Source organism: Gordonia sp. Z-3 (assembly GCF_036233855.1).
Taxonomy (GTDB): Bacteria; Actinomycetota; Actinomycetes; order Mycobacteriales; family Mycobacteriaceae; genus Gordonia; species Gordonia tangerina.
The window spans coordinates 1-22537 of the sequence record NZ_JAZARS010000015.1 but is presented as its reverse complement, the minus strand read 5'-3'; the positions used below and the strand labels follow the sequence as shown (position 1 = coordinate 22537).

General features: G+C 64.7%; 23 protein-coding genes and 2 pseudogenes. 12 read left to right on the top strand and 13 right to left on the bottom strand.

Going from position 1 to position 22537, the window contains the following annotated elements; all coding sequences use genetic code 11:
* Positions 1-113 precede the first annotated feature (113 nt).
* A complete protein-coding gene (locus VX037_RS17200) occupies positions 114-734 on the bottom strand; it encodes a TetR/AcrR family transcriptional regulator C-terminal domain-containing protein (protein WP_328715084.1) in 621 nt (206 codons plus the stop codon).
* A gap of 107 nt (positions 735-841) precedes the next feature.
* Between VX037_RS17200 and VX037_RS17195 the strand changes: the two genes are divergently transcribed.
* Entirely contained in the window at positions 842-1069 is a 228-nt protein-coding gene (locus VX037_RS17195) for a FitA-like ribbon-helix-helix domain-containing protein (protein WP_235721964.1), read from the top strand.
* Entirely contained in the window at positions 1066-1485 is a 420-nt protein-coding gene (locus tag VX037_RS17190; protein ID WP_328715082.1) for a type II toxin-antitoxin system VapC family toxin, read from the top strand. Before VX037_RS17195 ends, VX037_RS17190 begins: the two co-directional genes overlap by 4 nt.
* A 75-nt stretch (positions 1486-1560) precedes the next feature.
* Here VX037_RS17190 and VX037_RS17185 read toward each other — a convergent pair whose 3' ends face one another.
* Positions 1561-2184 (bottom strand): TetR-like C-terminal domain-containing protein, encoded by a 624-nt coding sequence (locus VX037_RS17185; protein ID WP_266063064.1) that lies wholly within the window; start codon positions 2182-2184, stop codon positions 1561-1563.
* Between the two features lie 51 nt (positions 2185-2235).
* Between VX037_RS17185 and VX037_RS17180 the strand changes: the two genes are divergently transcribed.
* Genes VX037_RS17180 through VX037_RS17165 form a run of 4 tightly spaced genes read left to right on the top strand, consistent with a single transcriptional unit; the run spans position 2236 to position 8154 of the window.
* Positions 2236-3351 (top strand): hypothetical protein, encoded by a 1116-nt coding sequence (locus VX037_RS17180; protein WP_442903695.1) that lies wholly within the window; start codon positions 2236-2238, stop codon positions 3349-3351.
* 7 nt (positions 3352-3358) lie between these two features.
* Positions 3359-4336, top strand: coding sequence for a TIGR03617 family F420-dependent LLM class oxidoreductase (locus VX037_RS17175; protein WP_328715079.1), 978 nt, complete (start codon positions 3359-3361; stop codon positions 4334-4336).
* Positions 4337-4338: 2 nt separating this feature from the next.
* Entirely contained in the window at positions 4339-6720 is a 2382-nt protein-coding gene (locus VX037_RS17170) for a PEP/pyruvate-binding domain-containing protein (protein WP_328715078.1), read from the top strand.
* 60 nt (positions 6721-6780) lie between these two features.
* The gene (locus VX037_RS17165) at positions 6781-8154 is read left to right on the top strand and encodes an MFS transporter (protein WP_328715076.1); all 1374 of its coding nucleotides are present in this window, start codon (positions 6781-6783) and stop codon (positions 8152-8154) included.
* A 19-nt stretch (positions 8155-8173) separates the two neighbouring features.
* On the opposite strand, the gene VX037_RS17160 is transcribed toward VX037_RS17165, so the two are convergent.
* Positions 8174-9127: a GlxA family transcriptional regulator gene (locus VX037_RS17160; protein WP_328715074.1), complete on the bottom strand. Its 954-nt coding sequence runs from the start codon at positions 9125-9127 to the stop codon at positions 8174-8176.
* Between the two features lie 138 nt (positions 9128-9265).
* Here VX037_RS17160 and VX037_RS17155 point away from each other — a divergent pair, with 138 nt between their 5' ends.
* Positions 9266-9883 carry an isochorismatase family protein gene (locus VX037_RS17155; protein WP_328715178.1) on the top strand — a complete coding sequence of 206 codons (618 nt, stop codon included), beginning with the start codon at positions 9266-9268 and terminating at the stop codon, positions 9881-9883.
* 28 nt (positions 9884-9911) lie between these two features.
* Complete coding sequence (locus tag VX037_RS17150) at positions 9912-10382, top strand: SRPBCC family protein (RefSeq protein WP_328715073.1); 471 nt, start codon at positions 9912-9914, stop codon at positions 10380-10382.
* Positions 10383-10404: 22 nt separating this feature from the next.
* On the opposite strand, the gene VX037_RS17145 is transcribed toward VX037_RS17150, so the two are convergent.
* From VX037_RS17145 to VX037_RS17135, 3 genes and pseudogenes are all read right to left on the bottom strand, one after another.
* The gene (locus VX037_RS17145; protein WP_328715071.1) at positions 10405-10779 is read right to left on the bottom strand and encodes a universal stress protein; all 375 of its coding nucleotides are present in this window, start codon (positions 10777-10779) and stop codon (positions 10405-10407) included.
* A gap of 29 nt (positions 10780-10808) precedes the next feature.
* Positions 10809-12257 (bottom strand): annotated as a pseudogene (locus tag VX037_RS17140) (sugar porter family MFS transporter).
* Positions 12258-12455: 198 nt separating this feature from the next.
* Positions 12456-13508 (bottom strand): LacI family DNA-binding transcriptional regulator, encoded by a 1053-nt coding sequence (locus tag VX037_RS17135; RefSeq protein ID WP_328715070.1) that lies wholly within the window; start codon positions 13506-13508, stop codon positions 12456-12458.
* A 164-nt stretch (positions 13509-13672) separates the two neighbouring features.
* On the opposite strand from VX037_RS17135, the gene VX037_RS17130 reads away from it, so the two are divergent.
* The 3 genes from VX037_RS17130 to VX037_RS17120 all read left to right on the top strand — a co-directional run bounded on the left by VX037_RS17130 (position 13673) and on the right by VX037_RS17120 (position 16832).
* Complete coding sequence (locus VX037_RS17130; protein WP_328715068.1) at positions 13673-14557, top strand: aldo/keto reductase; 885 nt, start codon at positions 13673-13675, stop codon at positions 14555-14557.
* 82 nt (positions 14558-14639) lie between these two features.
* Entirely contained in the window at positions 14640-15677 is a 1038-nt protein-coding gene (locus tag VX037_RS17125) for a zinc-binding dehydrogenase (RefSeq protein WP_328715067.1), read from the top strand.
* A gap of 99 nt (positions 15678-15776) precedes the next feature.
* Positions 15777-16832, top strand: a complete 1056-nt coding sequence (locus VX037_RS17120) for an NAD(P)-dependent alcohol dehydrogenase (RefSeq protein ID WP_328715065.1) — start codon at positions 15777-15779, stop codon at positions 16830-16832.
* On the opposite strand, the gene VX037_RS17115 is transcribed toward VX037_RS17120, so the two are convergent.
* The gene (locus VX037_RS17115; protein ID WP_328715063.1) at positions 16787-17341 is read right to left on the bottom strand and encodes a hypothetical protein; all 555 of its coding nucleotides are present in this window, start codon (positions 17339-17341) and stop codon (positions 16787-16789) included. The genes VX037_RS17120 and VX037_RS17115 overlap by 46 nt on opposite strands.
* A gap of 189 nt (positions 17342-17530) precedes the next feature.
* Here VX037_RS17115 and VX037_RS17110 point away from each other — a divergent pair, with 189 nt between their 5' ends.
* Positions 17531-18205 carry a flavodoxin gene (locus tag VX037_RS17110; RefSeq protein WP_328715061.1) on the top strand — a complete coding sequence of 225 codons (675 nt, stop codon included), beginning with the start codon at positions 17531-17533 and terminating at the stop codon, positions 18203-18205.
* A gap of 30 nt (positions 18206-18235) precedes the next feature.
* Here VX037_RS17110 and VX037_RS17105 read toward each other — a convergent pair whose 3' ends face one another.
* The 6 genes and pseudogenes from VX037_RS17105 to VX037_RS17080 form a co-directional block, all read right to left on the bottom strand.
* Positions 18236-18619: a nuclear transport factor 2 family protein gene (locus VX037_RS17105; protein ID WP_328715060.1), complete on the bottom strand. Its 384-nt coding sequence runs from the start codon at positions 18617-18619 to the stop codon at positions 18236-18238.
* A 206-nt stretch (positions 18620-18825) separates the two neighbouring features.
* Entirely contained in the window at positions 18826-19704 is an 879-nt protein-coding gene (locus VX037_RS17100; protein ID WP_328715058.1) for a cation:proton antiporter domain-containing protein, read from the bottom strand.
* Positions 19705-19822: 118 nt separating this feature from the next.
* Positions 19823-20341: pseudogene (locus VX037_RS17095) on the bottom strand (cation:proton antiporter domain-containing protein); the annotation flags it as partial.
* A gap of 704 nt (positions 20342-21045) precedes the next feature.
* On the bottom strand, positions 21046-21288 hold the full coding sequence (locus VX037_RS17090; RefSeq protein ID WP_328715056.1) for a hypothetical protein: 243 nt from the start codon (positions 21286-21288) through the stop codon (positions 21046-21048).
* Between the two features lie 2 nt (positions 21289-21290).
* Positions 21291-22319 carry an acrylyl-CoA reductase (NADPH) gene (gene acuI / locus VX037_RS17085; RefSeq protein WP_328715055.1) on the bottom strand — a complete coding sequence of 343 codons (1029 nt, stop codon included), beginning with the start codon at positions 22317-22319 and terminating at the stop codon, positions 21291-21293.
* On the bottom strand, positions 22316-22537 hold a 222-nt coding region (locus VX037_RS17080; protein WP_328715053.1), incomplete at its 5' end, for a glutamine amidotransferase. The genes VX037_RS17080 and acuI, both read right to left, overlap by 4 nt.

Sequence of the window (22537 nt, the reverse complement as noted above, 5' to 3'; positions counted from 1 at the left end):
CGGAGTAAGTGACCCCCCGCTGGTCGATCTCGATACAGGCCCTCGCAAGCTCGGTCCCTACTCGATCCAAGGAGTAGGTCGCGAACGGAGTGAGTGACCGTATCGAGACCACGTCAAATGGCATGCGCCAACACCCGATCCGGGATCTGCAGGTTGGTGAACACGATCGCGACCGCGTCCTCGAGCCGATCCCCGAGGTGATCGCCGACGGCCGCCTGCTGGATGACGAGCCCGAAGATGGCCGACCAGAACGCTTTTGCCTCCACGTCGATCGGTGCCCGCAGCTCCCACCCTGTCCGCACCAGAGTCCGCATCAACGCTTCGGCGCCGCGCTCGTGCAACACCTGCAACGTGTCCGCGATCTGCGGTCGAAGGTCGGAACGACGCGACGCCATCGACATCGCGGTCGTGAACAACTCGACCTTGCGCGCCTGCTCACCGAGCAACGTCGAGATGAGGGCGTGGGTGTAATCGCCAACCGTCGTGGCCGCGCCGGCGGCATCTTCTGCGGCACGGCCGGCGCGCAGTACCGCGGTGCACGCGACTTCGGTGAACAACTGCTCTTTGGATCCGAAGTAGTACGTGACCTGGTTCGGATAGGCGTCAGCTCGGTGGCAGATCTGGGCGACCGACGCCGTCTCTCCCTGCTCAGTGAATACCTCGGCCGCCGCGCGCAGCAGGGAGTCGCGGGTGGCCTTGCCGGCTTCGCGACTACCGCGACGTGACGTGGTCATGTGATGAGGGTCGCACATTCTTGTTTGTCATACAAACAAGAATGTGCGGGTGTCGTCCAAGCGCACACCGTCGATATCATGTGCCTGATATCGGAGGTGGCAAAAAAATGGAACAGATCCTCATCCGCAATTTACCCGCGGGGACCAAGGCCGCCCTGCGGGCGCGTGCCGAGCAGCATCGCAGGTCGGTAGAGGCGGAGGCTCGCGAGATCCTCGCCGAAGCGCTTGAGCGGGAGCCGGTCACGCTCGTCGACCTGCTGAGTTCCGATGAGGGTGCGGACATCGATTTCGAGCCCGAACGCCTCGGTCTGACTGTCCGATCTGCCGAGTTGTGAAGTACGTCTTGGATACCAACGTGGTATCCGCGCTGAGGGTCCGGGGACGCAACCGACAGGTCGAGATCTGGGCGGCGTCCGTATCGGTGACCGACCAGTTCGTGACGGCGATGACCATGGCAGAACTCGAGTGTGGCGTGGTCACCAAGGAGCGATCCGACCCAGCGCAGGGAGAAGTATTGCGCCGTTGGTTCGAGGAACGGGTCCTGCCTGCATTCGCCGACCGTGTGTTGCCGTTCGATCTGCCCGCAGCACGGGTCTTGGCGACCTATCGGGTGCCCGAGCATGCTCCGTTCGAAGATGCTGTCATCGCTGCTATCGCCCATGCCACCCAGATGACCGTGGCGACACGCAATACCAAGCATCTCGAGCCGCTCGGCGTCCGGTGCGTCAACCCGTGGGAACCGAAGGTCTGAGGTGAAACTCAGAACCCGAGCCCACAGATCAAGTCGTTGAACGTGACGCGGCGATGCTGAGATCCGACCTGTTCCTCACCGTTTCACCCCCGCCGGCCACCGCTCGGTGATCATCTCCGTCATCGCGTCGACCCACTCCTCGTCGAGTGCGGCGTCGCGGCGGATGAGGATGCGGAAGATCGCGGTGCCTGCCACCACTTCGGCGAGCATGGGGAGGTGGTCGTCGGCGCGGCGTTCCTGGCCGAAGTGCGTTTCGAATGCGCCGAGGTTGCCGGCCAGCCGGGTGATCATCATGGTGTGGACCTGGGGGTCGGCGACGGTGTCGGCGATCAGGCCGGGTAGCGCCATGCGCACCTCGGGCCGGTCGAACATCGTGCGGACGGTGTCGACCACAGATCGGATGTCGGCGTGGATGTCGCCGGAGCTGAGAGGGGTCGGGATCGAGTCGGTGGGCAGGACCGCCTCGTGCACGAGTTGGGCTTTGCCGGCCCAGCGTCGGTAGATGGCGGCGGTGGTGGTTCCGGCTCGTGCGGCGATCGCCGACAGTGACAGGGCCGAATAGCCCGACTCGAGCAGCAACTCCCGTGTCGCCGTGACGATCGCCGCGTCGATGCGGCTGTCGCGGGGACGGCCCGGTGGGGATGAGGCGGGCGCGCTTGTCTCAGACCCCTTGCCTCGGCTGACGCTTTCTGCTGTCATGAGTTCCACCTTAGTTCCAATACAGTGTGCATCGTATTTGAGGGAGTGTCGGTGAAGCTGAGCCCGCTCGACGAGTATCCGATCCATCAGACGCCGACTCCGGTCTCCTGGCCGGCCACGTCCGATCGAAATTTCTACGACCGCTCGTATTTCAACGTGCTCGACCGTGGCGGGCGGTTCATGGCGCTCACCGGCATCGGCTACTACCCGCGGCTCGGTGTCAAGGACGCCTATTTCGTCGTCCGGCACGGCGATACGCAGACCGCGGTGCATCTGAGCGACGCCATCGACGACGATCGGCTGAATCAACACGTCAACGACTACCGCCTCGACGTCATCGAACCCCTACAGCAGATACATCTGACGATGGACGAGACGGAGGGTATCGCCGCGGACCTCACGTGGCGCGGTTTGTTCTCCGCTGCGCTCGAGCGTCCACACGACATGCTGACCGACCGTCGAGTGACCCTGCAGGCGTGCCGGTTTGCCCAACTCGGTAGCTGGGAGGGGTGGATCGACGTCGACGGTGAACGGCTGATCGTCGAGCACGATGCCAGCGTGGCCAGCCGCGACCGTTCGTGGGGGATCCGTCCGGTCGGCGAGGCCGAACCGGGTGGACGTCCCGACACATCCTTCCGCGGGATGTGGTGGTTGTACCTGCCTTTGGCGTTCGACGACTATCAGTTGTTCCTGATCCTGCAGGAGGACCCGGACGGTCATCGCAGCCTCTACGACTGCACCCGACGATGGCGTGACGGCCGAGTCGAACAGCTCGACGGGGTACGCGTCTCCGTCCACTACACGTCGGGCACTCGGATTCCCTACGGTGCGCACGTCGAGTTCCAGAACCGCGACGGTGATCGGTTTCAGCTCGACATCGAATCGAAGCTGTTCGCACCCATCGCTTTTGGTGCGGGGTACGGTGGTGACGCGACCTGGGCGCACGGCACCTGGAAAGGCGAGTCCTTCGTCGAACGCGTCAGCTTCGACCTGACCGATCCCGAGGTGATGGCCAAGGCTCCGTTCAGCCTCATCGACCACGTCGCCGAAGCAGTGTGCACCGAACCCGACGGTCGGAAGTGTCATGGTGCGGGACCATTCGAACACGGTGTCCTCGGGCCACATCATCCGTCGGGCTTCACCGACTGGACCGACGGAGCGAAGTAGGCAGCCGATGAAGGTCATGACAGCCCTGTTCGGGCCCACCGACGCCGTCGACCGCGCACGAGCTCTGCAGGAGGCCGGCGCGTCAGGCGTCTTCACTTTCGAAGGCCCGCACGACGTGTTCACCCCGCTGGTGCTGGCGTCTGGGGTGCGCGGTCTCGATGTGATGTCCAACGTCGCGATCGGACTGCCCCGCAACCCGATCCAACTCGCTCACCAGGCCAACGACCTGCAACTACTGAGTGAGGGTCGGTTCGTCCTGGGCCTGGGCACCCAGGTGCGCGCCCAGATCGAGAAGCGCTACGGCACCGAGTTCGACCACCCGGTGGCGCGGATGAAGGACATGGTGGGAGCGCTGCGCGCAATCTTCGTCACGTGGCAGAACGATGAACGACTCGACTACCGCGGCGAGTATCACCGGCACACCCTGATGACCCCGACCTTTGTGCCCGGGCCGAACCCGTACGGTCCGCCACCGATCTATCTCGGGGCGCCGGGCCCGCGGATGACCCGGATGACTGCCGAGGTGGCCGACGGCTTACTCGTGATGCCGTTCGGCACCAAGCGATTCCTCCACGAGGTGACGATGCCGGCCGTCCGCGCCGGCCTGTCCGCCGCCGGACGCGCGGACGACGATTTCGAGGTGGTGCCGGAGATCATCGTCTCGGTCGGAGACGACCATACCTCGACTCGAATGCTGTTGGCCTTCTACGGTTCTACCCCCGCCTACCGGCCAGTCCTGGACGCCCACGGCTGGGGCGAACTGCAGCCGGAACTCAACGCGATGTCCAAGCAGGGACGCTGGCGGGACATGGCCACGTTGATCGACGACGACATACTGCACACCATCGCAGCCTGCGGCACCCCGACCCAGATCGCCACGCACATCCGCGACCGCGCCGATGGGGTATCCGATCGGATCTGCCTCTATCAACCGGGGCCGATCGACCCCGATGCGTTGGCCGAGATCGTCGACGCGTTGACCTGACCATGTCGCCGATCACGATTGAACTCGCGGACGTCGCCGACGTCCGCTACGGCGGAAAGGCCGCCGGACTCGCCGAACTCGGCCGCGTCGGACTACCGGTGCCGCCGGGGTTCGTCATTGCCGAGGTCACTGCTCAAGCCTCCGCAGATACCGCTGTGCAACGGTTCTCGCAGATGGTTGCGGCTGGTCAGGTCCCGGTGGCGGTGCGCTCGTCCGCGGTCGGCGAGGACGGCGTCGAGCAGTCCTTCGCCGGGCAGTATGACACCGTGCTGGGCGTCGATTCGGTCGACGACTTCGTCGCGGCGGTCCAACAGTGTGCCGCCTCCGTGCATTCGCGGCGGGCCACCGCGTACCGCGCCGATCAGGACGCCATTATGAATGTGGTTGTCCAACAGATGGTCGACGCGCGCGCAGCCGGTGTCGTATTCACCGCGGACCCGACCACCGGACGTCGTGATTTGGTGGTGATCGACGCCGTCGGGGGTCTGGGTGAGTCATTGGTCGACGGCTCGGCATCACCCGACCACACCATCCTCGACGATACTGGTACACCGATAGTGCACGAACTCGCTGGGGCGCAACCGGTTCTGTCATCCACCGAGATCGCCGACATCCGCACCGGCGCACTGCGTGCCGCACACCACTGGGGTGAGCCGATGGACCTCGAATGGGCGATCGACCACGACGGACGGTTGTGGTGGCTGCAGGCCCGGCCCATCACCACCCTGCCCGGCGATCTCGGCGAGATGGACTCGCCGGTTGCCGGAGCCGATCACGTCTACACGCGCTGCAACATCGGCGAGATGATGCCCGGCGCATTCTGCCCGCTCACCGCGGCGGTGTCCGGGTACGCCATCGACCGTGCGATGCAGCAGATCCAAGTGGTCGCGCGAGCCCAGCCCGGCTACGAACGGCCGTGGCTGCAGGTCGGCTACTTCTCGGGGCACATGTTTCTCAACCTCACCGAGGGCACGGCTCTGAGCTCGGGCATCCTCGGCAATTCCCTCGAACAGTTCTCCACGTCGATCTGTGGGCGGGTGATCGACGAGTTGAAACCGAAACCGCCGCAACCATTCCGCCGAAAGCTCGGCAACACCATTCGACTCAGCGCCCATGCCCTGTCCGTCGGGCCGGCGGTCCGGCACCTGGGTGCCCAGATCGCTGAGTTCGAGATACCAACTGGCAACGATCCGCGAAGCATCCTGCAACAGTTGGAGTCCGGCGTCGAGCGCTACTGCGATGTCACGCTGACCCATGTGCGCTCCTCGTCGCGGGCCGCAGTGGCCGCCAACATCCTGGAGAGCGTGCTGATCCGGCGGGCGCTACAACAGGGGCAGACCGAGGAGGACGGGCGGACCGAGGCCGCGCAGCTGATGGCCGGCGCCAGCGATGTCGAGAGCGCGCTCATGCTCGGCGAACTCGATGCGGTGGTCCGGTTGATTGCCGCCGACCCCATGGCGGCGGACGCGTTCCTCTCGGTCACGCCCGAGCGTGCCGTCACCGCTGTGCGCGCCGGCGACGATGAGGCCGCATCGGCGTTGCGTCACTTCCTGAGTCGTCACGGACACCGCGGCTACCGCGAGTTGTGCATGCGCGACCCGTCCTGGGCGGAGGACCCCGCCGGACTGGGGACGATGATGCAGGCCATGCTGCGTGCCACGCACGATCGCGCAGAGCGCGCCCCGACCCGAGTGCAGGTCGACGCGCCCACATCCGCAACGATCCGACTGCTCGCCAGATGGGCGAAGGCCGGTGCCCGCGGACGTGAGGAGACGAAGTCGAGGATGGCGCTGATGGCCCACTCGCTCAAACTCGGCTATCGGCACCTCGGTGAGGTCCTCGCCGCGGCAGGGCGATTGCCCGACGCCGACCTCGTCTTCTTCTTCGACCGCGCCGAACTGCACCGCATCGTCGGCGTAGAGAACATCGACGGCCTCGTCACACGCGCGCAGCAGCGTCGCGCGGCCCTGGCCTACCAAGACGCGCTGGAAATCGACGACGTGTCGATCGGGCGGCCCACCGCGCGCATCGCGCCACCGCCACGGCTGGTGGGTGACGATGCGATTGTCGGCCGCCCCGCCGGGCGCGGGGTGGCCGAGGGCGTGGTGCGTGTCGCGAAGACCATCGCGCAGGCACGCGACGTCCAGCGCGGCGAGATCCTGGTCGCTCCGGTCACCGACGTCGGATGGACGCCGTACTTCACCGTCATCGCCGCTCTCGTCACCGACATCGGCAGTTCGGTCTCACACGGAGCTGTGGTGGCCCGCGAGTACGGGCTGCCCTGCGTCGTCAACACCCTCATCGCCACCCAGGTACTCGTCACCGGCGACCGGGTGCGGGTGGACGCGGACCGCGGGTTGGTCACCCGTCTTGAGAAGGCCTGAGGGCCGGAGTTCGCAGACTCCACCCGGTGCCGACGGCCGCCTACTCGATAGGGTGGCCGGATGGCCGGAACCTCGACGCGACTGCTTCCCGGCCTCGTCTACGCAGCACTGACCACGGCCGTGGTCAGTTCGCTCGGCATGCTGCTGGTGCCCAGCGTCGCTGAAGAATATGACGTCGCCGTCGGGACCGCGCAGTGGATGTTGACCATCAACCTGCTGGTCGGCGCGGTGACCACGCCCGTGATGGGACGGCTCAGCGACGGCCCGCACAAGAAACGTCTGCTGATCTGTGCGCTCGCGGTGATCCTGCTCGGATCGGTGATGGCCGCGGTCGCGCCGACGTTCGCGGTGTTCCTGGCCGGCCGCGCACTGCAGGGACTGTCGTACGGCATCGTGCCTGTCACGATCGCGCTCGCACGCCGTTATCTCTCCGACGACCTGGTGCGGCCGGGGATCTCGGCGCTGTCGGTGACGGTGGCCACGGGGCTGGGCGTCGGCTACCCGCTGACCGGTGTGCTCGCGTCCGGATTCGGGTTCCGCATGGCGTTCGTCGCCGCCGCGATCTTCCTCGTCACCGCGATGGTGACGGTCTGGGCGGTGGTGCCCTCCGGGCCCGACGAACGTGCTCCCCGGCAACGGTTCGACGTGCCCGGCGCGGTACTTCTCGGCGCAGGCCTGTCCGCGGTGTTGCTCGCCGTCAGTGAAGGTCCCGATTGGGGGTGGCTGAGTGTGCGGACCATCGGGGCGTTCGCCGTCGGTGTCGCGGTGCTCGTCGGCTGGGGAGTGGTGGAACTGCGCACTCCGCATCCGATGATCAACCTGCGCATCTTCCGACACACCGACGTGATCCTCGCCAACGGCACCGCGATCGGACTCGGTGCGGCCCTCTACATCGGGTTGTCCGTCGCCAGTCTCATCGCGCAGGCACCCACCGACACCGGCTACGGCATCGCCCTGCCGCTGCTGTGGGCGGGTTTTGTGATGCTGCCGCTGTCGGTGGGGAGTTTCGGCGCGAATCGGGTGGTCCGACTGCTCGCCGCGCGCGTCGGCCTACCCACCCTGCTGCGGGTGGGCACCGCGACCATGGCCGTCGCGGCGTTTCTGATGTTGTTCGCGCACGACGCGCTGTGGGAGATCCTGATCGGGATGTTCCTGTTCGGCGTCGGCCTCGGCACCGCGTACGCCGCGATGCCCGCGTTGATCGCGCGCACCGTCGTCACCGAGGAGCTCGGCAGTGCGGTCAGTTTCAATCAGGTGTTGCGAACCGTCGGCGGTGCCGGCGGAAGCGCATTGTCGGGGGCGGTGCTGGCCGCCCACCCCGGGCTGGGCACCTTCCCGGACAACAGCGGCATCGTGCTCGCGCTGGCGTTGAGTGCGATCGGCTGTTCGATCGTGTTTGTGGCGTTGGTGGTGCACTTCGTGGTGCGTCGGTGAGACATGCCGGTGCGCGTGATCAGGACTCACCCACCGCGAACTGCTTGCGGTACGCGCGCGGCGTGACCTGGTAGGCGCCGGCGAACTTCTGTCGCAGTGTGACGCCGCTGCCGAATCCGCAGGCGGCGGCAACGGCTTCGACGGTCCAGTCGGTGGTCTCGAGGAGCTTGCGTGCCTCCTCGAGACGGCGCTCCAGGATCCAACGTGCCGGGGTGGTTCCGGTGGCGTCGCGGAAGTGCCGGACAAAGCTGCGCCGACTCATCCGCGCCTGCGCGGCCAGGATGTCGACGGTCAGTGGACCGTCGAGCCGGGCCATTGCCCAATCGAGGACATCGCCGATCGCACTGTTGTGCGCCGGCCGAGACAATGGCCGCTCGATGTATTGCGCCTGACCGCCCTCGCGGTGCGGGGCCACCACCAGTGACCGCGCCACCCGTGCGGCCGCAGCCGATCCCAGATGGGTGCGGACCAGATGCACACAGGCGTCGATCGCCGACGCGGTGCCTGCGGAGGTGAGAACGTCGCCGTGATCGATGTAGAGCACCGACGAGTCGACCTGAGGACCCGGACGTCGTTGTGCCAGCAGGTCCATCGCCTCCCAGTGGGTGACCGCGCCACGGCCGTCGAGCAGCCCGGCATCGGCGACGGGAAAGGCGCCCAGGCACAGGCCGACGACGGTGGCTCCGCGATCATGGGCGTCGGTGATCGTTCGCCGCAATGTGGGTTCGAGGCCGGGTAACGACAGCGGCCACGACGGCATGATCACGATGTCGGCATCGTCGGTGGTCTCGGGACCACCCACATCTCCGATCGAATACCCCTCGGCAGTGCGAATAGAACCGGCGTGATCCGACCACAGTGTCGTTGACCAATCGGTGGCGATGCCCAGGCGGTCGATCTCGCCGAACACCATCAAGGGCGCGGCCAGGTGGAACATGGTGATTCCGTCGAAAGCGTGGATCGCAATCCGCATGACCGTCACCTTCCTCATTGGCCTGAACTCATCGAAAGTATGCATTCGTGCCACTCGCGCGGGCAAGGGGTGGAGCGAAGAATCAACACCGTTCACCCGCTGACACAGGAGGAAGCATCATGACCGCGCCGCGCACTCATCGTCGTCGACGTCCAACAGGACTACTTCGACGGTCCGCTTGAGATCCAGTACCCGCCGCGCGACGACACGCTGGCCAACATCGTCACGGCGATCGACACCGCGACCGACCACGAGGTCCCGGTGGTGCTCGTTCAACATCAGATGCCCTACGGCGCACCGGTGTTCGTCGAAGGAACCGATGGTTGGCAGCTGCACCCGGAGATCGACCGGCGGGCGGGCGCGGCGGCCAAACGCGTGCACAAGTTGTACGGCAGTGTCTTCGCCGGTACCGACGCCGACGATTGGCTGCGTCAGCGCCACATCGACACGATCACGATCGTCGGCCACATGGCCAACAACTGTGATCTCGCAACCGCGGTAGAGGCCGAGGGGCTGGGGTTCACTGCCGAGATCCTTTCGGACGCAACCGGTGCCATCCACCTCGCCAACGAGGCCGGAACAGTCTCCGCGCAGACTCTGCACGACACGCTCATGGTGCTGTTCCAGTCGAATTTCGCCGCCGTGACGTCCACGGAGAAGTGGATCGCTGCGGTGGACTCCGGCACGGCGAGTGAGAAGAACAATCTGGTGGTCTCGGCTCTACAGGGCCGCGACGCCGCGGCTGCGACAGCCTGAAAAGCGGCGATCGGCGTACGTTGGACCCATGGCACAACATTCCGTCACCAGCGTCGACCGCGGGCCGCACACGGTGTCCCGCCAGGTCATCGTGCACGCCTCCGCTGCCGAGGTGTTCGCGTTGGTGGCCGATCCGCACCGTCATCCGCAACTCGACGGGTCGGGCACCGTTCGGGACACGCCGGTGACGGGGCCCGACAGGCTCGGCCCCGGCGCGCGATTCAGCGTCGGGATGAAGCAATACGGCGTGCCCTACAAGATCACCTCGACGGTCACCTCGTTCACCGAGGACGAGCTGGTGGAATGGCAACACCCGATGGGGCACAGGTGGCGGTGGGAGTTCGAGGCGGTGTCGCCCTCTCAGACGCGGGTCACCGAGACCTTCGACTACTCGACGATCAAGGTGCCCAAGATCATCGACCTGCTCGGCTACGACAAGAAGAACGGCGCGGGAATCGAGGGCACGCTCTCGGCGTTGGCGGCACGCTGGCCCGGATGATCGTCGGCGCCGTTACTCTTCATTAGATCTCGGTCGCGTATTCTTCGTTGATCTTGACGGCAAGTACCGGCACCGGTGCTTGGAGTAACAGTCGTTGACTCAGGCTGCCCAGCAAGGCTTTACCGGTCGGAGAGCGCCGGCGCACGCCGATGACGAGGCGATGGACCCGTCGCCGGCGGACCTCGTCGAGAACCGTGTCGAACGGGTCTCGCTGTCCGGCGCCGCTACGTTCGATCAGTTCGACGACGACATCGGTGGGTATCAGAGTCTTTGGGAGCGCGGACAGCCCGACGTTGATGATCACGAGGTCGGTGCCGAGGAGCGTGGCTTCCTCGCCTGCGGCGGTGAGTGCGGCGAGGCCTTCGGCGCTGTCGGGGACGGCTACAAGAACGGACATGGCAGCTGCTTTCGGAGTCGCAACGGTGGTCAGGAGTGCTGGATTCGGAAGTCGTCCTCGAACTGCTCGAGGGTACGGCCGCGGGTCTCGGGAGCCATACGCCACATGAAAATGATGGCGAGGACGCCTAGTGCTGCGAACACGAAGAAGGTCGACGAGATGCCGAGTGCGTCGACAGTGGGCGGGAAGCCAAACGCCACAATGGAATTAGCGATCCACAGGGTGAACACGCTGACCCCCATGGCAAACGAGCGGATCTTGAGTGGGAAGATCTCCGACAACAGCAGCCAGGTGAGCGGCCCGATCAACGCCTGCATCGAGAAGACGAATCCGATGACCAGCCCCATGATGACGTAGGGCTTGAGCGAGTTGTCGGGCATGGCGAGTGCGAAGATGCCGACGAGTAGGTGGAATGTTGTGGTCAGCGTGTAGCCGGTGATGATCATCGCGCGGCGGTTGAACTTGTTCATCATCAAGATGCCCACGGTGACGCCCAGGACGCTGAAGAGTCCGTTGGCTGTGTTCGCCAGAATCGCACCGTTGCTCGAGAAGCCTGCGTTCTCGAGAAGCTGTGTGCCGTAATACATGATGACGTTGATGCCACTCAGTTGGGAGAACACCCCGATCCCGATCCCGACGATGATCAGTCGACGGATTCACGGTGTGGCCAGATCGGACCACCCGCCGGTCTGCGATTCCTTCTCCTCCAGCGCGAGAGCCTGGACTTCGGCGAGTTCGGCCTCGGCGCGCTCCGGGGAGCGGACCTGGCGTAGCACCTCCAGGGCCTCGTCGTCGCGGCCCTTCGACGAGAGCCACCGCGGGCTCTCCGGCATTCGGAGCATGCCGACGAACAGTCCGATCGCCGGAGCCAGCGCGACCAGCAGCATGTACCGCCAGACCGAGTCATGTTCGCCCCAGATGTTTAAGATGATCGCATTGATGACGAAGGCGGCGAACTGGCCGGAGACGATCATGACCTCGTTGCGGGTGACGATGCTGCCGCGCCGTTCCACCGGAGCCATCTCGGCGAGGTAGACGGGCACCGTGGCCGACGCTCCGCCTACCGCCAATCCGAGGATGAATCGGAAGATGCCGAGCGTCTCCCAGCTTGGGGCGAGTACACAACCCAGTGTGCCGACCATGAAGATGGTCGCCAGCATCAGGATGTTGCGTCGACGACCCTGGCTGTCGGCCATGCGGCCGCCGATCAACGCGCCGATGGCGGCGCCGAAGTTCAGCACACTCACCACGAACCCCTCCATGGTTGCGGTGAGGCCCAGGTCCTCACGCATGGGTTCCAGCGCGCCATTGATAACGCCGGTGTCGTAGCCGAACAGCAGCCCCCCGAAGGTGGCGATGACGGCGATGTAACCGAGACGCTTCGAGTGGGGGCCGGGATGATCGGCCGGCAGGGTCGGGTGGGACGTCGACGAGGGAGCGGTGGTTCGGCTTCCGGTCGATTGTGGGGTGTCGAACATCGTCGATCCTGTCTACGCACTGAAGCCCCGCGGCGATGCCGCCCGACGGCGTGCGTTTTGTGGTGTGGCGAGGTGCCGAATCGCTCATCGTGACGGTTCGTGAGCGACTGGCTGGCTCGTGCTATTAGCACGTGCTAATGACTATGACCCACATCACTGGGGATGTCAAGAGTTTGTCCGGACATACTTGGATCGGAGCTAGGATTCAGGTCCGACGCCCGGGACGGGACCCGTGCTGCCACGGACACAGAGAGCGGGACTCACCACTATCTCGACGGTGTCCGTGCGTTGCCCGGCAAGCCGTTCGACGACGGCCCCGACAGCGCGTTGCGCGATCTCTGCGGCGTCCTGACGCACCGTGGTCAGATCGACGAATGGTAGCCGTGAGGTCCGGTCATCGTCGTACCCGATTACCGAGATCTCCCCGGGGACCGATATGCCGGCTCGCACCAGCGTGCCGAGCACACCGAGGGCACAACGGTCATTGGCTGCGATCACGGCGGTCGGACGCCGGGACCACTCCAGGATCTGCTGCGCAGCTGAATACCCCGACATCTCGCTGTAGTCGCCGTCGATGATCTGAATTTCGGCGGCGCGCCCCTGCGCGGTCATGGCATCGATGTACCCTCGGCGACGATCGGCGGCGCCGGGCATCGTGCCGCCGTCGACGTGGGCGATGCGTCGATGACCAAGTCCGACCAGATGATCCACCGCCAACCGCATCCCGGCTTCTCCGTCGGAGTAGACGGCGTCGATTCCGGTGGTACCGCGATGTCGTCCTACCTCGACGATGGGCATCTGTGCGGCAAGGGATGTCAAGCGTTGCGGCGGGAGCTGTGGTCCCACCAGGATCAGCGCTTCGATGCGCGAGCTCAGCATCTCGTCGAGCGCTTCGGCCACCTCGTGGGTGGGCGCAATCGTCCCCAGTGTGATGGCGTAACCGGATTCGGCGACGGCCGGATACATGTTCTCCACGAGGGCGAGTTCGAACGGGTGCTGGCCGGTGAACAGCACACCCAGCAGGCCGCTGCGGGTGCGCCGCAGCAGGCGGGCCGCGCCATCGGGATGATATTCGAGTTCTTTGGCGGCAGCGACGATCTTCTGTCTGGTGCTGGGGCTCGCGCCCGGCTGGCCGCGCATGACCAGCGACACGAGTTGCCGAGATACGCCGACATGCGCCGCAATGTCGGCCATGGTCGGCCGCGGCCGCGCTTGCGGGTTCGTGTGGTCGTGCGCTTCCGAGCCTGTCATCTCACCTGCTTCCAGCTATCCGAGACTACCGGCTGATGAGTCGCGCGCAGGTCGGAGCCGGCCACGTGCCTATCTGGGCGATCGCGCACCATGACGGGGGTACTGCCATTACCTGTTATGACGAGCACTCCCACACGTGCCCGTCGACCCATAACGTGGTCGCCATGAGTGTTCCAACAATGACTCTGAATAATGGCGTCGAGATCCCCGCGCTGGGTTTCGGCGTGTTCCAGACGCCGCCGGAAGAAACCGCTTCGGCCGTGCGGTCCGCGTTGGAGGTGGGATACCGCCACATCGACACCGCGGCCGCCTACATGAATGAGCGAGGGGTGGGCACCGCGATCGCCGAATCCGGACTCGACCGGTCCGAGGTCTTCATCGAGACCAAGATCTGGATCAGCGATTACGGCTACGAGGAAACGCTGCACGCCTTCGACAAGAGTGCCGGCAAACTCGGCGTCGAGCAGATCGACCTGCTCATCCTCCATCAGGCCCTGCCCGGGGAATTCCAGCGAACCATCGACGCCTACCGCGCATTGGAAAAGCTCTACGCAGACGGACGTGTACGCGCCATCGGCGTCAGCAACTTCATGCCGGATCATCTGTCCCGACTGCTGGAGGCGACGTCGGTGGTGCCCGCCATCAACCAGGTCGAGGTGCACCCGTACTTCCAGCAACGCGACGTGTTGGCCACCGACACCGAACATGGTGTGCTGTCGCAGGCCTGGTCGCCGATCGGCGGTATCACCTTCTACCGCGATGGTTCCAAGGGATCGACGTTGGACGATCCGACGATCGGGAAGATCGCTGCGAACCATGGCAAGACGGCGGCACAGGTGATGTTGCGGTGGCACCTTCAGCAAGGCCGCCAAGCCATTCCCAAGTCGGTGACGCCGGCCCGGATCGCCGAGAACCTCGACATCTTCGACTTCGAACTCTCCGAGGCGGAACTGTCGCAGATCGATTCACTCGAGACGGGAATCCGGGGCGGACCAGAGCCGGAACAGGTGACCCTCGAAGCATTCGGTCGAGACATCCCGGAGGCGTGAGACCGTCCTCGGCCGCGGACAGAAAGATCCGCGACCGACCACCCGAGACCGTTGACGACTTCAGACAAATGAGGAGCAATAGTTGCGAGCAACATACATGTACGGCCCCGGCGACGTCCGGATCGAGACGGTGGCCGACCCGAAACTGCACGAGTCCACCGACGCCATCGTTCGCGTGGTCCAGACGTGTGTGTGCGGGTCAGATCTGCACCCATACCACTCGATGGATGCGACGGCCGACGGAGTGCCCATGGGGCACGAGTTCATCGGTATCGTCGAGGAGACCGGTGCCGATGTCACGGTACCCAAGGGGACGCTGGTCATCGGCACCTTCGCGTTCCAGGACAACACATGCGTGTTTTGTCGAGAAGGTTTTCAGACCGCTTGCGTCAACGGTGGCTGGTACGGAACTGCCGATGTGCCAGGCGCTCAGGCAGAACTGATCCGGGTGCCGCAGGCGAACGGCAGCCTGGTGCCGGTGCCGGAGGTGACCGAAAACAGCGAACTCATCCCTAGCTTGCTGACCCTGTCGGACGTGTACCTCACCGGCTATCACGGCGCGCACCTCGGAAAGGTCGAGGCCGGCAAGACCGTCACTGTGATCGGGGACGGCGCAGTCGGCCTGTCCGCGGTGCTTGCCTCCAAGCAACTCGGTGCCGAACGCATCATTCTGATGGGGCGACACACCGACCGCACCGACCTCGGCATCGATTTCGGCGCCACGGACGTGGTTGCCGAACGTGGTGACGAAGGTGTTGCCAAGGTGATGGACCTGACCGGGGGCGAGGGCAGCCATGTCGTCATCGAGGCGGTGGGGCACATGCCGGCCTACGAGCAGGCCTACGGGGTAATTCGCCCCGGCGGCATCATTTCGCGCGTCGGGGTCCCGCAATATGAGGAGGCTCCCGTTGGCTTCGGGTCGATCTTCGGCAAGAACGCCGCCGTCACCGGTGGGCCGGCTCCGGTCCGGGCGTACATCGATGCAGCGATCCCGCGCGTGCTGAATGGCGAGATCAGCCCGGGACGGGTCTTCGATGACCGGGTGAACCTCGCCGACATCGCCCAAGGCTACCAGACGATGGATTCTCGGAAGTCGCTGAAGGTCTTGGTGAATCCCTGACAGACATTTCCAATCGCAGGACGAGGGTCGCCGATGCACTTTTCGACGGTCCTCGTCTTCGTGTGTAGGCCAATCAGATCAAGTGAATGAGAGATATACATGACCGTGACCAACGCATACGGTGCTCCCACTGCCGGTGAGCAGCTGATCCCGGTGCAACTCGACCGCCGCGACGTCGGACCGCATGATGTGAAGCTCGATATCATGTTCTGCGGTATCTGCCACTCAGACATCCACTTTGCGCAGGGCGATTTCGGTCCGCTGCCGGTAGAACCTCTGGTTCCCGGCCACGAAATTGTCGGTGTCGTCACTGAAGTGGGCTCGTCCGTGTCCAAACACAGCGTGGGTGATCGCGTCGGTATCGGTTGCATGGTGGATTCGTGTGGGGAATGCGAGAACTGCCGCGACGGCGAAGAGCAGTACTGCCTCAAGGGGCACACCCTTGTCTTCGGCAGTGCGGACCGCGATGGCAGCTACACGCAAGGCGGCTTCTCGCAGATGATAGTCGCGAACGAGAACTATGTCCTGAGCGTGCCGGATAGCCTGGACCCGGCACTGACTGCGCCGCTGCTCTGCGCCGGCATCACCGTGTACGCTCCGCTCAAGCGCTGGCACGCAGGCCCGGGCAAGAGAGTAGCCGTGGTGGGCCTCGGTGGTCTTGGCCACCTCGGAGTCAAGATGGCCAAGGCCATGGGTGCCGAGGTTACTGTGCTGTCGCGCTCGGAGTCGAAGCGCGATGCGGCGAACGCGCTCGGTGCCGACGACTACGTCGCCACAGGCGATGGCTCGCCGTTCAGCGCTCTCGCCAATCGATTCGACATCGTGCTGAACACCGTGAGTGCGCCGATCGACGTGAACGCATACCTCGGCATGCTCCGGCGAGAAGGCATCCTGGCAAATGTGGGCGTCACCACCGAACCGTTGTCGTACAGCGCCTTCGGACTGATGGAGAACGGCCGGGTGATTGCCGGCTCGCAGTTCGCCGGGATTCGCGAAACCCAGGAGATGTTGGACTTCGCCGCAGAACACGAGATCACCGCCGAGGTCGAACTTGTGGCGGCCGAGCAGATCAACGAGGCGTTCGAGCGGGTTCTGGCCTCGGACGTGCGCTATCGATTCGTCGTCGATTCGTCGTCGCTTGCCGTTGATTCCTGAGTGTCGCGGGACCGTGTGGGGACCGGCGGGTCTTCCGTCGTATCGGTGGATGGATCGCCGGCCCGCGGGACGGCCGCTACATTCGGCCACGACGACGTGACGGTCACCGTCGTCGAGCGTGCCTCCGCGCTCCAATCGGTGGAGCCGCGATAGCGATGGACGACGACCTCCTCGCATTCGCGTCGCGCTCCTTTCTCCTTGTCGATCAACCGACCAGCGTCACCGTCTCGTCCCACGTGGACTCCACTGGCGGCTGTGGCCGCGGGGGCGAGTAGCCGTATTCCTTGGCCGAATCCGTCTGCGGCGATGGGCGCTGTTGCCGACAGATGTCCCATCTGCCGGAGGCCGACTCGTTCGGAAACCTGCGCGAGCGCACCGAGCCCGTCGAATCGGGTCCACAACTCATTCATGGCCGCGTCATCGCTGAACCGCAATGCCCGGGCCACCAGCTGCATGCCGGTATCGGAGACGACATGATCTCCGGCTGCGCGGTTCGGCGTCGACGACATGCCAGAAATGCTATGGTGCCACCTCGGTCTCGAGTGATCAGATCTCGCATGGCGTTTCGAACGACGTTGAACGGGTGGTGTGGTTCCGTGTAAATAGTGCAGCGTGTCGCTTGTGTGAGGGCGTTCCGTCTCAAAGGGGGTAAGGATTGTGCCTCCCACACGTTGTGACAAGCGGATAGTGTCGGGACAGTGCATGAGGTACTGAGCCGTCGGTCATTGTTGGAGATCGCCGCACTTGCTGCGGTGGTGCCGGTTACCGCGAGCGTAGGTGGCTGTTCATCGACCCCGACACCGGCCTCGGGGTCGAACCCGTCATCGACGGACCCGCGACCGGCGGGAAAAGTGTTGTTGGCGTATTTTTCTCGAGCAGGGGAGAACTACTATTACGGCGGCCGGACACAGCTCGAAGTGGGCAACACCGAGGTCTTGGCGCGGATGATCGCGAGCATGTCGTCCGTCGATCTCTACGAGATCGTGCCCGAGGTCGACTATTCCGCGGACTACGACGCGACGGTCGAGCGAAACGTTCGCGAACAGCATGACGACGCACGTCCGGCCATCGCCGGAGAGCTTCCTGATCTCTCCGAGTATTGCACTGTCATCCTGGCCAGCCCGATCTGGAATGTGCGCCCACCGATGATCATGCATACCTTCATCGACGGTGTCGCGTTGCAGGGGTTGACCGTCCACCCGGTGGTCACCTACGCAGTGAGCGGACTCGGTTCCGCTGTCGACGAGTACACGCGGGCGCTGCCGGAATCATCGACCGTCGGAGAACCGCTGGCGGTTCAGGGTGAACGAGTGGCCGATGCCCGGCTTGCCGTGTGTCGCTGGCTGCGTGCATCCGGCCTGCGGTCCGGTTGATCGCATCCGAGGGCCCGATGGATCAGACCGTCACCAGGTCGAGGCAACCACATTGGTGATGAGCCAGCCCTCGCGAAGAGGGGCGAAATGTACCTCCAGGACGAGGCGCCACGTGTGTCGCGTGCCCCAGATGGTCGCATCGGTCAGTGTTCGTACCGTCAGCTGCGGCAGACCCAGAGTGTCTTCTCGGGCGGTGATGTCGACGTCCGAGATCGTGTGATAGGTCATCGACCCACTGTCGATCTCCTGTAACCATTCTCGACGCGGCTGTACCAGACCCGTCATGTGGGTCAACGTGAACTCGCGGTCGAGCAGATCGTCCAGTGTCGCCGTGTCACCGTCGGTCATCGCGTCGCGCAGCGCTGCATAGGCTGCTTCGACAGAAGTGGCGTGGTCGTCGGCGCGGGGGCTCATCAAAACCGCGATTCGACGTGGATTGCGCCTGGGGGTGTGGTCGCGTGCAGAACAGGAAGGTGCATGAACATATCGTAGTGACTCGGCTCTGTCGGGTGTCTCGGTTCGGCCGGTGGCCACCGAATTTCTGTCATCGCTGCACACGTCTCAACCAGCGCGGCCTGGGTCGGCATATCGAAATGGTCGAGAACCGCTATCCAGTAACACTATTCGATGTCAACTCCACCGAGCCGCAATTCTTCGACATCGAGTCGAGCCTGCACTCGGCGCAAGACCGTGTCGTCGATGTCGCCTTGGTCGCGAAGCCGGATCATGGTGCGCCGCTTGTACCCGATGAGCGTGAGTCGGAGTTCTGCGTACTCGTCGTCGAACTGGACGGTTGCGTCGTCGGCGGCGTCCGAAGGGTTTCCGCGAGCGCGGAGCACGGTGAGATGTTCGTCGTATTCGGTGCGAACGCGGTCGGCGACGGCCGTGTCGACGCCGAGTTGTTCGGCGGTCGGCGAGATCGCGGCAATGGCGTCTTCGCACGCGGTGATCTCGGCGAGCTGTTGCTCGCTTGCCACGCCGTCGTCGACCGGCAGCCTCGCCCAACGGATGGTGGGCGCGAACAGCAAGCCCTGCACCACCAGTGTTGTCGCCACCACGCCGACGGTTATGAAGATGATGAGGTCACGGTCGGGGAACGCGTCGCCCGATGACAGCGTTTCCGGCACGGACAGAGCCACAGCGAGGGAGACGGCGCCGCGAAACCCCGCCATCGTCGAGACGACACGCGCTCTGTTGGTGACACGCCGCAAACGTTGGGACGGACCACGGTCCAGTAGTCGAATGGTGTAGGCGGCAGCAACGAGAAAGAGGTAGCGGACCACCACCAGCACGGCAAACACGACAACGACCCCGATGATCCCGGTCCGCAGCTGTGACCCATCGAGACTTCGCACGACCGAGTTCAGCTCCATCCCGACCAGGACGAACAGCGATGCGTTGATCAGGTAGGTGGTCACGGTCCAGAAACTGGTGCTGCGTTGGCGGGCTACCGCCGAGCCCACCCGGGGGCCGTACTGACTGCCTATCAGGCCTGCCACCACCACTGCCAGCACCCCGGAGGCGTCGATGAGTTCGGCGAAAAGATAGGTGGCAAAACGGGGTTAGAATGACGGCGACGTTGTTGAGCATGGTGTCGTGCAGCCGGCTCCGCGTCACGATGGCAAGTGCGCCGACGACCGCGCCGATCACAATCCCACCGATGTAGGACACGCCGAACAGGCCGGCGATGTGAACGGGCGCCAGGGTCTCTTCGCCGACGGTGACGCCGACAGCAACGCCGTAGAGCACCAATGCCGTGCCGTCGTTGATCAAGGTTTCGGCGCGGATGACGGTGAGTTGCCGCCGCGGCAGAGACCGTGCGAGCACACCCACGGCAGTGGCGTCGGTGGGTGCCAGCGCTGCCCCCAGCACCCACGCCGCGCCCCACGTCAGCCCCAGCGCGTGGGCCGCCGCAGCCACGGCGGCGGCGGTGACGACCACCAGCACGGTGCTGGTCAGCACCACCCCACGAAACGTCGCCCGGATCTCCCGCAGCGAGGTCGTGAGAGCCTCCCAGTAGAGCAGAACCGGTAGGAAGACCAGCAGCATCACCTCGGGCGAGAGGTGAACGTCGCGCAACGACGGCGCGAATCCAACCGCGATTCCAGCGAGGAGCAGCAGTACCGGGCCGGCCACACCGGTGCGGCGGGAGAGCACGCCACATGCCAGGATGACGGCGCCCACAACAACCACGAATTCAAGTCCGATCACTGTGGACTCCTCTGCTCGGGTGATTGTGCTGCGCCATTGTCGTCCTCGATCCGCCCGGATGTTCTTCGATCGCTCAGTCTCGGCGGCTGTGCGGAGGGCGGCGTCACCCGCGCGTTGCTGCACGGGGGTGGCGGCCGATACGAGCGTACGGACGAAGCGGCGTATCTGGGGAGGGTCTGTCAGTACCTGCTGAGGCGTGTGGAGGTACTGACGATCACTGTTTCGACAGTCATTCCGGCAACGGCAACGGTGGCGAAGGCCATCACGGGGGTTCGGCTACCGGCCGCACCGCGATCGTCCGGGTGTCACCGACCTGCTTCGTGTCGGTGTGCGGCAATACTATAGATGCTCCCGCGGGTCGAGGTTTCCATCTTCGGCAGGAGATGCGGTCGTCGCCGGTGGTTCTGCGCCAGTCGCGTGTACATCGAGCGTTCGCCCGACCTGGTCGAGCGTTCGCCGGACCAGGTCGCCGATTCGCTACGCCTGGATGGATTTGCGTGAGGCACTGGGGGCCTAGTGCGCCTTGGCGCCGGTGCGATGGGTCTCACTCGACAATCGCCAACTGTGGGTGGCGCTTATCCAACCGCTGCGCAACCCCCGGGTATGGAGAGCCAGTTGGTCCTCGGGACTCAGTAGGCAGCCTGAACGTGGATGGATGCGCTGCGGGGGAGCTCTGTCCGCTTCCCTCGGTCGACTGCGCTCCAACCTGACCATTCCGGGTCCAGCCGGACGGTCTGGTCCTCGAGGTACCCGATCCCGGTCAGGCGAAGGATGCCCGGCAGATACGGCAGAAGGGCACGGTGGGTGATCACGCACACCGCCTCGACCTCTGGTTCGATGACATGAACATCGTTGTATGCGTTGATCTGCACGATCACGATGTCACGACTCCGGTGCCGGTTGTCGACCGGGGAATTGCGTTGACATCGACCACTGTTCGTCCTCGAATCCGCCCGGCCAGCAGCGTCTCGACCATTCCTGGAACGTCACCCAGACCGACTGTCTGCATCGTCTGGGTCAGCTTTTCGCGGTCCAGGTCATCCGCCAGTCGCGACCACGCCAACTCCCGCAGCTCTCGCGGCGCATGGACGGAGTCGATACCGGCCAACGTGACATTGCGCAGAATGAAGGGAAGAACTGTTCCGGGTAGGTCCGTGCCCTGGGCCAGGCCGCAGGCCGCCACCACCCCGCGATCGTGCGTCTGGGACAGCACATTGACGAGCGTGTGACTGCCGACGGAATCGATTGCCCCCGACCATCGCTGAGTTCCCAGGGGATCGGTTGCGGGAGAGGAGAGTTCGGCGCGGTCGATGATCTTGGAAGCGCCGAGCGATCGAAGGTAGGTGGACTCCTCGATCCGGCCGGTCGATGCGGTGACGCGATAGCCGAGTCGCGACAGGAGAGCGACGGCAATCGAGCCCACGCCGCCACTGGCGCCGGTGACCAGCACGGTCCCTGATGAGGGCTCGATGCCGCCGTGCTCGAGAGCCAGAATGCACAGCATCGCGGTGTATCCGGCGGTGCCGATCGCCATGGCTTCCATCGTCGACAACCGGTCCGGAAGGCGCACCACCCATTCCCCTGGTACGCGCGCGAACTGTGCGTAGCCACCGTGGTGAGTCTGGCCCAGTTCCCAGCCGTTGACGACCACCCGGTCACCACGAGCGATGCCCGGATAACTGGACTCTTCGACAGTTCCGGCCAGGTCGATCCCGGGTACGAGAGGAAAGCTCTGGATCACCACGGCTCGTCCCGAGATCGCCATGGCGTCTTTGTAGTTGATCGTCGAGTAGTCGACGGAGATCGTGACTTCTCCCGGCATCAGGTCATTTTCGTCCAGCTTGGTCAACGCGGTCGACAACCGACCGGAATCGTTGACAGTGAGCAGTCCGTGAAAGTTCATCGTGCCGACTCCTTCGATGTCGTTCCGGCAGGGTCGCCGGGTGTGCTCGACGTCTCGTCCTGTCGTGAGGTCCAGGTGAGGATGGCGTTGAACAGGGTTGGGTAGTGGTTCCAGTGCAGGAATTCCGGTGGGGCCCAGTGTGGGGCGAGGTCGGAGGTGAAGGCGGTGGTGCGGCCGTGGCCGTATTCACCACACACCAGCATCGGGTCGTTGCCGGC